General features: G+C 47.2%; 11 protein-coding genes and 1 riboswitch. Of the genes, 7 read left to right on the plus strand and 4 right to left on the minus strand.

Annotated features, from left to right (window positions below):
- From rpmB to mutM, 4 genes are all read left to right on the plus strand, one after another.
- Positions 1-192: 50S ribosomal protein L28 (rpmB, locus tag LDL40_RS09200; RefSeq protein ID WP_300995013.1), on the plus strand; the 192-nt coding region annotated here is incomplete at its 5' end.
- A gap of 11 nt (positions 193-203) precedes the next feature.
- Entirely contained in the window at positions 204-359 is a 156-nt protein-coding gene (gene rpmG / locus LDL40_RS09205) for a 50S ribosomal protein L33 (RefSeq protein WP_008219722.1), read from the plus strand.
- Positions 360-501: 142 nt separating this feature from the next.
- Positions 502-972 carry a hypothetical protein gene (locus tag LDL40_RS09210; RefSeq protein WP_300995015.1) on the plus strand — a complete coding sequence of 157 codons (471 nt, stop codon included), beginning with the start codon at positions 502-504 and terminating at the stop codon, positions 970-972.
- Positions 973-979: 7 nt separating this feature from the next.
- The gene (gene mutM, locus LDL40_RS09215) at positions 980-1795 is read left to right on the plus strand and encodes a bifunctional DNA-formamidopyrimidine glycosylase/DNA-(apurinic or apyrimidinic site) lyase (protein ID WP_300995017.1); all 816 of its coding nucleotides are present in this window, start codon (positions 980-982) and stop codon (positions 1793-1795) included.
- A 41-nt stretch (positions 1796-1836) separates the two neighbouring features.
- Here mutM and LDL40_RS09220 read toward each other — a convergent pair whose 3' ends face one another.
- The 4 genes from LDL40_RS09220 to LDL40_RS09235 form a co-directional block, all read right to left on the minus strand.
- Positions 1837-3483, minus strand: coding sequence for a BamA/TamA family outer membrane protein (locus LDL40_RS09220; RefSeq protein WP_300995027.1), 1647 nt, complete (start codon positions 3481-3483; stop codon positions 1837-1839).
- 120 nt (positions 3484-3603) lie between these two features.
- Complete coding sequence (locus LDL40_RS09225; protein ID WP_300995018.1) at positions 3604-3921, minus strand: hypothetical protein; 318 nt, start codon at positions 3919-3921, stop codon at positions 3604-3606.
- Positions 3922-4002: 81 nt separating this feature from the next.
- A complete protein-coding gene (locus LDL40_RS09230) occupies positions 4003-4845 on the minus strand; it encodes a mechanosensitive ion channel family protein (RefSeq protein ID WP_300995020.1) in 843 nt (280 codons plus the stop codon).
- Positions 4842-5657, minus strand: a complete 816-nt coding sequence (locus LDL40_RS09235; RefSeq protein WP_300995022.1) for a DUF432 domain-containing protein — start codon at positions 5655-5657, stop codon at positions 4842-4844. Before LDL40_RS09235 ends, LDL40_RS09230 begins: the two co-directional genes overlap by 4 nt.
- Positions 5658-5942: 285 nt before the next feature.
- Here LDL40_RS09235 and mgtE point away from each other — a divergent pair, with 285 nt between their 5' ends.
- From mgtE to LDL40_RS09250, 3 genes are all read left to right on the plus strand, one after another.
- Positions 5943-7292, plus strand: a complete 1350-nt coding sequence (gene mgtE / locus LDL40_RS09240) for a magnesium transporter (RefSeq protein ID WP_300995024.1) — start codon at positions 5943-5945, stop codon at positions 7290-7292.
- A gap of 71 nt (positions 7293-7363) precedes the next feature.
- Positions 7364-7463: riboswitch (TPP riboswitch) on the plus strand.
- Positions 7464-7506: 43 nt separating this feature from the next.
- Positions 7507-9597, plus strand: a complete 2091-nt coding sequence (locus tag LDL40_RS09245) for a TonB-dependent receptor (protein WP_300995025.1) — start codon at positions 7507-7509, stop codon at positions 9595-9597.
- Between the two features lie 21 nt (positions 9598-9618).
- Complete coding sequence (locus LDL40_RS09250; RefSeq protein ID WP_300995026.1) at positions 9619-9870, plus strand: YkoF family thiamine/hydroxymethylpyrimidine-binding protein; 252 nt, start codon at positions 9619-9621, stop codon at positions 9868-9870.
- The last annotated feature ends 130 nt before the right edge of the window (positions 9871-10000 follow it).

Here is a 10000-nt window from a genome sequence, read left to right on the forward strand (position 1 = left end):
AACCGTCGTTCACACGCCAACAACGCAACTAAGCGCCGTTTCCTGCCTAACCTGCAAACTCACCGTTTCTGGGTTGAAAGCGAAAACCGTTTTGTGACTTTACGTATTTCTACTCGTGGTATGCGTATCATCGACAAAAATGGCATCGATACTGTTTTAGCCGATCTGCGTGCTAAAGGTCAGAAGGTTTAAGGAATTAAATTATGCGCGATAAAATTCGTTTAGTTTCTTCTGCTGGTACTGGCTTCTTCTATACAACTACGAAGAACAAACGCACCATGCCAGAAAAAATGGAAATCAAAAAGTTCGATCCTAAAGTGCGTAAGCACGTGATTTTCAAAGAAGCGAAAATCAAGTAATTGAACTGAAAAAACCCGACGTAAGTCGGGTTTTTACTATAAGCATTCTGCGATCTCTCTATCTCTTCTTCGCTTTCTTCTGGTTGTTCCGCCTGTCTCTGGTTTACACTGCTGTTTTTCTTCTGTCTCGGTTTTTATCTTTATGATCCGTTTAAGTCAAAAAGGCTGGAATAACGTCATGATTTATACAGTGCTGATTTTAGTCGCACTGTTTATTGGTTTACCTGAATACTTAAAACAAGGTCGGAATGAGCCTCAGCCTCAGTTGATTTCTATCAACCAGACCTTATTGGCTCTGCATTTTCCGCAGCATCAGATTGAGCGGGCAGGGCCTGGCTGGCGTTCGCAGCCTGCTGTATTAAGCGAAGAGCAATTAACCACTTTACTGCAGCACTGGCAACAAAGCAGTCTGCCGGAAAAGTCACCTCTTGATCCGATCAATCCAGTGCTGATCTCTGAAGTCACCATCTGGCTGACAGGCAAACCAGCACAGCAGCAGTGGCAGCTGTACCAGGCTGGTGACTATCAGTGGCTAAAAGCCCTGGATACAGACTTTTGGTACCGTTTGCCAGCAGGTCAGGCAGATTTGTTGTTTCCATCCGTTTTACGTTGAGGCTGTTATGCCAGAATTACCAGAAGTCGAAGTATCCCGTTTAGGCATTAGCCCGCATCTGCAGCAACAACGCATTGAGAAAGTGGTGGTACGGCAACGCCAGCTGCGCTGGTGGATACCGGATGAAATACTACAGATTAGGCAGCAGCCTGTGCTGGATGTGACACGAAGAGCCAAATACTTACTGATCCATTTGCCAGAAGGCGAATTGATTATTCATCTGGGTATGTCAGGTCATCTGAAAGTGCTGCCGCAGAACACTGCAGCCGGAAAACATGACCATGTGGATATCTACCTGAATAACGGCCTGATGCTGCGTTTAAACGACACCAGACGTTTTGGTGCTGTGCTGTGGCAGCCGAAAGACACTGTGCATAGTCTGATGGCGAACTTAGGGCCTGAGCCTTTGCTGGGAGATTTCCATGCCGCTATGCTGTTAGCCGCCTGCCAGAAGCGCAGCAGTGCTATTAAACAGGTGCTGATGGATAATCATGTAGTGGTTGGGGTAGGGAATATCTATGCTAATGAAGCTCTGTTTCAGGCTGGTATTCATCCCAAAATGCCTGCGAATCAACTGACTGCAGAAAAAGCTGAATTGCTGGTGCAGGTGGTGAAGCAAATTCTGGCGAAGGCTATTACCCAGGGTGGAACCACTCTGAAAGATTTCAGCCAAACCGATGGCAAGCCGGGCTATTTTGCCCAGCAATTGCTGGTGTATGGTCGGGGTGGTGAAGAGTGCTTTAACTGTCAGACTGAACTAAAAGAAATACGTTTAGGCCAGCGCAGCACCGTCTATTGCCCCGCTTGTCAGGGTGAGCATTAGAGCGAGTTGACGTTTCAGGGTTATTTTTGTGGCAACAAGCGCTAAAAACTCTGTTTGGCCAATATGCGCCATTCGACGCCTGATAAATCATCATCGCCGCCAAAAGCTTTAGTCAGGTCAATATGGATCATGGTACCGCGGCTGCTGTGGCTTGATAGCAAACGTATACCAGCACCTATACCATACAAGGTTTGGTCACCTGAACTGCCTGGTAACTCCGGATTATCACCCCAGGTCCGGCCCATATCAGCAAAACTGGCGTAACCCACATCAAAAATCTGCGCTATGGATAAGTTGCTGTAGTAACGGTATTCCATAGTAGCCAGAGCTAAACGCTCACCCGTCTGGTAATACAAAGGGAAAGCCCTTAAACCTGTGTCGCCGCCTAGACTTAAACGCTCGTCCCGGAATAACTCGTTACCATATTGATAAGTCAACTGACCGACCAGGCTATGTTGTGGGTCAAACTTGTGGATCCACATCAGATGACTTTTTATTAAGGTTTGGCTGAGGTCTGCCTGTTCCAGTTGACTGGCTGATGCTGAAGTCAGCAAATAGTTTTCTGCTGTAAGCTCTGTCGCCTTATAGGCCGATGCCGTGATTTGCCAGCCTTTGTTGTCTGCTCCCAGCATAGGTGCCAGATAAGCCAGCTTCACATCAGCCTGCCAGCCTAAGTTGATATCTTCCACCCTGTTGAACTGGTAGATGTTAAACATTTGCCGATAATCCGACTGTAGATACTGCCAGGCCAGCCAGAACTGCGATATATCTCGTTTCACAGGGGTGCCAAATAAAGTGTCTGGTGTTTCCTCAAATTGCACTTCGTTATGAGTGGCGCCAACAAAGATACGTTGAACCCAGTTACCCTTTGACAGGACTTTTAAGCCGCCCTGGATATCAAAATAGTTGTTCTTTTTCCTGTATTCATTGGCTTCGTCACCGAGCAAATATTCGTTGATATCCTCACTGTCTTTGTCCAGTGTCAGAGCAAAAGACCAGGGGGCATGAAGCCGGTAAAATGGTTTTTCGATACCAATTAAATAAGACTCGCCATCAGATTTATCGGCGTAGCGGGTGTTTAAGCCCCAGTGACTACCAAATAAATTAGGTGAGCGGAAATTCAGCAGATAGCTGGTGCGTTCACTGTCGTGTTCATAATCCAGATTGATTTGGTTGCCAGAGCCAAACAGGTTATCTTCGGCTAAACCAAAAGTGGTGCGGCTTTCACCGCCTTCGCGGCTGGCAGATATTTTTGGTAGTAAGGACCAGTTATCCCAGGTACTGATGGTGACTATGACCTGCTGATCCGCACACTGGTGACTGACCCGAACTTCCACCTTACGCAGATAACGCCTGGTTCTTAACAAGCGTTCCGTTTCAGCCAGACTATCAGCGTTAAGTTCGTCGCCGGTTTTAAATAACACGTCTTCCAGCAGAGTCGCTTCTGTCGTGATTTTATGAGTGTGGTTGGCCAAACGGTGAAACCAATATGTATTTTCTTGTTGCAAATCAAATACATCATTGCGTATAAAACGAACCTCTTTAATCCTTTGTCCCTGGTAAGCAGCAAAATTAGTATGATTTGTCAGAGTTGAACAAAGTTCTGAAGCCAAGGCAGGTTGGTGCAGGCTCAGCAAAAAAATAGCAAAAGCTGCGGTCACTACTTTGAATAATCTGGCGCTATACATCTTCAACACGACAACATCCATTTCTGTTGATTGGGTTTTATCATGACACAGTTTACAGCAAGAAGTAGCGGAAAAGACTGAGAGCAAGTATTACTCTCAGTCTGTACAAGAACAGAAGGTTTATTTTGAGGCGGCTTTAATTGCTTCGATTTGGGCTGCTGACAACCGTACCACACTGCCTGGATATGGCTTACCCATTGGGTAATTCCACTCTTTAGGACGCGACGCTTCAACTACTTCCTTAAAGGCGTTACAAACCTTTTTGGCTGGCACGTCACCCAGCTTTTTGGCATAAGCTTCCAGCATACGATCGTCAACGCCTTCATTCGACAGTACACAATAACCTTCAGTCGAATACAGTACTTCTTCTTCCGCCACAGCGGCGGATACAGTTCCCAAGCAAAGTAAAGCTATACAGATCTTATTTATATTTTTCATATGAGTCCTTGATTTAACTACACTTACCTCAGTTATAGGTAAGCATCTTTAACTTTAGGACAGTTTTAGCGCTTTGCCAGTTTATCCTTGAATCTTCGTGTTTTTTTCCGAAGTCAATAACTCCAGCGTACTCTGGCTTAGGCTGAGTTCGCGCTGCGGGAAAGGCAGATCGATATTGTGTTGGTCAAAAGCCTGCTTGATTTCCTCAAGTAAAGAAGTGCGCAATTCTCTGTAGTTTTCTTTTCTGGTCCAGACGGAAAATTGCAAATCCAACGATGATTCAGCAAAACTTAAAAACTGAAATACAGGAACAGGTTCATCCAGACTTAACGGATTTTGCTCCGCCACTTGCAATAGTACTTGCCGTACCTGACTGATATTTTCTTTGTAGGCGACACCAATTTTTAAATCCAAGCGGCGGATAGGAAAACGGGTCAGGTTGGTGACTTCGGTTTTTATCAGACTTTCGTTGGGAATACGCACAAAGAGGTTATCAAAAGTGCGTAATTTAATGGACAGCAGGTCAATCGATAAAATTTCACCCGTGGTGTTGCCCACCTGAATGGTATCGCCAATCTGAAAAGGCCGTTCGCCAATTAAAAATAAACCGCTGATCAGGTTCGACACTGAGGTTTGAGAGGCAAAACCTATAGCGACAGACAATACGCCAGCGGCACCGAGCAATACGCCTAAATTAAAGCCTAACTGCTTTAAACCACTGGCGATAAACAGAGCTAACACCAGCCAGTACACCAGGCGACGGCTTAAGCTGGCGTGGTGTGGACTAAAGCGCTTCAGGCAGACTTTATAGGTGGCTCTGGCTAATAAGCTGGCGGCTAAAAAGCCGACGATAAATAACATAGCTGCCTGCAACAGAGAGAAGAACTTATCGGAATCCAGATAGTTGAGTACCAGATCGATCATACAGTCCCCCGGTTTGCTGAATGTGTGAATAAATCACTGAAAGCGCGGAATAAGCCATGTTTTTCCATATACAAACGAGGTTTGGCTAAGCGCTCGGCACCATCAAAACCCGCTGGCATTTGTTTGCTGATTTGAAGTCGGCTAAGTTCTGCATCATCCTGATGATCCAGCAGCACCTGATCTGTCCATAAACTGCCATCGGCCAGACCATACAGGGATAAATAAGGCACAGGTAAGCTGAGTTTTTCGATGCTCATCATCTGACTGGAATTGTTTTTCACAGTAACAGGCGTAATGGCCTTATGCACCCGTCTTGGAAGCTCTTCTTTACTATGTCTGGCCTGAGTTTTATCGGCATAACACAGTTCACCGACCTGAGTATTAGGACCAAACCAGGTGTCGGACAAGCGCTGGCTTTGCACTTCCTGTAGTACTAATCCAGGTTGTTGTAATTCAATACGGATGCTTACCGGGCTGCTGATGTAGAAGGTCACTTGTTCGGAAGGCGGAACGTATACAGGTTGATGGGTTTTAACCACCACCGGACGGTCTGCCAGAACGGGTTTCAGACAAAATTGCAGTGGTTCCTGCTCAAATACAAAACGGCTGGCCTGGCGGAGTTGTGGCCATTGAGGCAGCAATTCTGCTGTCAGTTCCTGCTGTTCTGACTGAGTAAGTAGTTCAGTAGCTAGTCGCCATTCTCCAGCTTTGCGCTGCAAAAAAATCAGCAAAGGCCCGAGCTGAATTTTACAGCTTTGTTCGTTTAACAGCGTTTGAGGTTGCCACCAAAGCGCTTTATTGTCGCCAAACATGTAATGTCCTTTTGACGTTGGGGGTGTTGCCTGAACTAAGTCTCACACTTCTGCCCGCTATTAAGTTGAGGTTAAGTCGTTACAAGAGTAAAATGATGCTCGTTTTTCGCTGTATCAGCAATAAGTTATGCTGATATACCTTTCCACTAGCACAGGAGAGTTCCGTTTTTATGGACGTACCCAGTCACAGGCCTGGCCTGACATACAACTTAACCCTGTAGTTTTGCTGTAGAGCGCTGGTTTGTCTGAACCTTGCGACTACGGCCCGTAGTTCGAGGTGAAAGCATGGAACCCTTAGTTCTGATCCATACCTTACGTGCTGCTCTGGAGAGCGGTGACCTTTCGGTCTTATCCATCCGGTTGGCCGATACACATGCCGCCGACCTGGCTGGTGCTTTGGCTGAGTTTTCCACAACTCATCAGTGGCAACTGTTGAGTTGTTTTCCGCTGAGCACACAAGCCGAAATTTTCAGTTATTTGCCAGAAGACCTGCAGGTTGAATTGGCCCATACAGTGCGCAGGCAGGATTTTACTCCTGTGATCCGCCAAATGTCGTCGGATGAACGTGCTGACTTGTTTAACAAGTTGTCTGATGCACAAAAACAAGCTTTATTACCTGCATTGGCTCAAGCAGAGCGCGACGATGTGTTGAGTTTATCTTCGTACTCAGAAGGCACGGCAGGCGCCATTATGAGTTCGGATTACGCCATGTTATCACCGCGGCTGACCGTCAGCGCGGCCATTGAAGTACTGCGTAACGAAGCGCCGGACAAAGAAACCATTTACCTGTCTTACGTGGTTGACCAGGACCGTACTTTAATTGGCGCTTTGTCATTACGTGAGTTGATCCTGGCCCCCACATATGCGCTGGTCGACGACGTAATGAAACATGATCCTATTCATGTCAGGGTGGATACTGAGCAGGAGGAAGTGGCTTCATTAGTGGCAAAATACGACTTGATAGCTATTCCTGTGGTTAATGCAGAAGGGCAACTGGTCGGGATAGTCACCCACGATGACGCGATGGACGTAGCGGCTGCTGAAGCGACCGAAGACTTTCACAAAACCGCGACTATCGGCAAATTGGAAGGTAGTGTAAAGGATGCAAAAATCAGCTTGTTATACCGCAAACGAGTGGTCTGGCTGGTGGTGCTGGTGTTTGGCAATATTTTTTCAGGCGCAGGTTTAGCTGCTTTTGAACAGATTATTTCTGAACACATAGCTTTGTTATTTTTCCTGCCGTTACTCATTGCAAGCAGCGGTAACGCCGGAGCTCAAGCCGGTACTTTGATGGTGCGGGCTTTAGCCACAGGCGACATTAAACTGCGGCACTGGGGCAAAATGCTGGGTAAAGAAGTGCTGGTGGCCGGATTACTGGGGATCACTATGGCGTTGGCTGTTTATGCTTTGGGCTACTGGCGTGGGGGGCTAGATATAGCGCTGGTGGTCGCTACCACTATGCTGATCGTCGTGTTGGTGGGGAGCTTAGTTGGCTTGTCTTTGCCTTTTTTACTTAGCCGTTTTGGTATGGACCCAGCCACAGCCAGCGGACCTCTGATCACCTCTATCGCCGATGTGGCTGGTGTGGTGATTTATTTCTCTATTGCCAGTTGGTATTTGCCTGCTTTGATTTAATTCGTAAGCCAGATCTGCATTAAGTTGCAGATCTGGCAATTGCCTGTCTGAAAAAAAGCCGATACACTGCGCCGCGAACCAAGGGGTGCTTTTAGCTGAGACGCCGTCAAACGCGAACCCTTCGAACCTGATCCGGATCATACCGGCGGAGGGATGGTACTTCTGTATTCCTTTTGCTTTGGTGATCCTACTTTTTGAATTGGAGTAGAATCATATGTCTCGAGTTTCTTATTTATCCTTAGCCATTCTGGCCGCCTTATCCACCACTGTGAGTGCCGAAGAAAATCCTGTATCCGAACAAGCGGTAGAACGCATTCTGGTGCAAGGCGATTTCCGCAAGCTTGAGTTGCAAAAGCTGCCTGGCAGTATTCTGGTGTTGAGTCAGCAAGACATCAGCCGGCAGAACGCCCAGCATTTAGATGATTTGTTGCAACAAGCCGCCAACGTAAACTTTTCAGCTGGTGCCTCCCGTGGCCGTTTTTTACAAATCCGCGGTATAGGCGAACGCAGTGAGTTTGTTGACAGTATCAATCCTTCGGTTGGTGTATTGATTGATGGTATAGATTATTCGGCCCTGGGTGTCAGCTCCTTAGCCGATGTGCAGCAAGTGGAGATATTCCGCGGCCCTGAAGCCACCCGCTTTGGCGCCAATGCCATGGCCGGTATGTTGAATTTAACTTCTAATGCCCCAAGCTTTGAAGGTGAAGGTCAATTCAGTTCAACCTTGGCTAACTACGATAGCTATCAACTCAGTGGTGCCTACAGTAATGCAATCAATCAGCAGTGGGCTTATCGTCTGGCTGCTGATCATCAAAGTTCAGATGGCTTTATCAATAATAGCTTCTTAAATCGCGACGATACCAACAATATTGACGAAACCTCAGCCCGTGCTGCGCTGCGTTATCTGGCTACTACTGATCTGACGTTGGATTTTATTGGCCATTACCGTGATATCAATAATGGCTACGACGCATTTTCGCTCGATCGCAATCGCACCACCTTATCGGATAATCCAGGACAAGATGAGCAACAAAGTCGCGCTTTGGCAGTGAAGGCTGATTATCAGGGCTTAAGCTGGGCTAATGTCTATACCCAGTTGAGTGGCCTGACGGCTGACACTGACTATGGCTTTGATGAAGACTGGAGTTTCGAAGGTATTCATCCTGACGGCTATGCGACGACAGATCGTTACCTGCGGGCTCGGGATCAATGGAGTCTGGAACAGCGCTTTTTGGGCAAAGCACAGCAGAATTGGGTCGCCGGCTGGTATGCAAGTGGCCAGCAAACAGAGTTAGAGCGCCAGTTTTGGAATTGGGACTTATGGCAGGCAGCACAGTTTTTCAGTGATTTTAAACGACAGAATCTGGCGTTATTTGGTGAGTGGAGCAGCGATCTGGGGGATGGCTGGAGTTTAACTTCGGGCGCCCGCGCTGAACGTTATGACGATGAATACAGCGACAGTCACGGGATTGCTCAGCAAAACGACGAGCTGATGTGGGGCGCTAAACTGAGTTTAAGTTTAGCGCTTACTGATTCTGCCAGTCTGTATCTGCTGGGTTCCCGTGGTTACAAAGCCGGTGGTGTTAATGGTGAAGCCCTGGGTAAAGCGCAGGGCAGTGGAGTGGACGAGCTGGCCGATTATTTAAACAGCAAAGCTAATTTTTCACCCGAGACTTTATGGAATGCCGAGTTTGGTGTCAAAGCCAGTTCTGCTGATCAGAAGATCGTCAGTCGGGTGGCTTTATTTGCCATGTGGCGCGATGACATGCAGGTCAATAGCTGGGTGACCCGTGACCAGTCTTTTATTGGTTTTATTGATAACGCCGCCTCAGGCCATAATCAGGGGCTGGAAGTAGAAAACCTGCTGCAACTGACAGAAAACTGGACTTTGTTCACCAATGCAGCCTGGCTGGATAGTGAAATCCGTGGTTTTGTCACGGAAGAGGGAGTAGATAAAACGGGGCGTGATCAGGCGCATGCACCTAAGTATCAATATAGTGTCAACAGTGAGTGGTTACTGACTTCTGAGTTTAGTCTGAACCTGGGGGTGCAAAGTAAAGCCGCCTTTTATTACTCCGATAGCCATGATTCCCGCTCAGAGCTAATGCACTTAGTGAATATACGGCTGCAATATCAGTTGGACGACATACAGCTGGCGCTATGGAGCCGCAATGCGCTGAATGAAGACTATGGTGTGCGGGGCTTCTACTTTGGTAATGACCCAAGGGACGGTTACGAGCCTCATACCTATGAACAATTGGGCGAACCTCGTCGTATAGGTTTTTCCGCCAGTTATCAGTTTTAAGCATAAGCTAAGGAAGAATTGATGAAATTATCTATTGAAATCAGTAAGTACCCACTGACCAGTGATTACATTGAGCCTATCAAAGGTTTTATTGAGTTACTCAACAGCAACCCCAATGTGCTGGTGATCACCAATACGCTGAGTACACAAGTTTTTGGTGATTACGATGAAGTCATGGCCTTATTGCAGCAAAGTATTCGCTGGTCCTTTGAAACCTATGGCAAAGTGGTGTTTGTGGTGAAGTTTCTGCACGGTGATTTGCGGCCATGCTAGAGGCTTTGCAGCAATGGCTGCAGCTGTTTAACGCCTGGCAGACCATGACGCAGCTCGAGCTGGCAGCCACTGTGTCTGCCCTGGCTTATGTTTTGCTGGCGATGAAACAAAGCTTATGGTGCTGGCCTGC

This window comes from Rheinheimera sp. (assembly GCF_020217005.1).
In the GTDB taxonomy this organism is placed as follows: Bacteria; Pseudomonadota; Gammaproteobacteria; order Enterobacterales; family Alteromonadaceae; genus Pararheinheimera.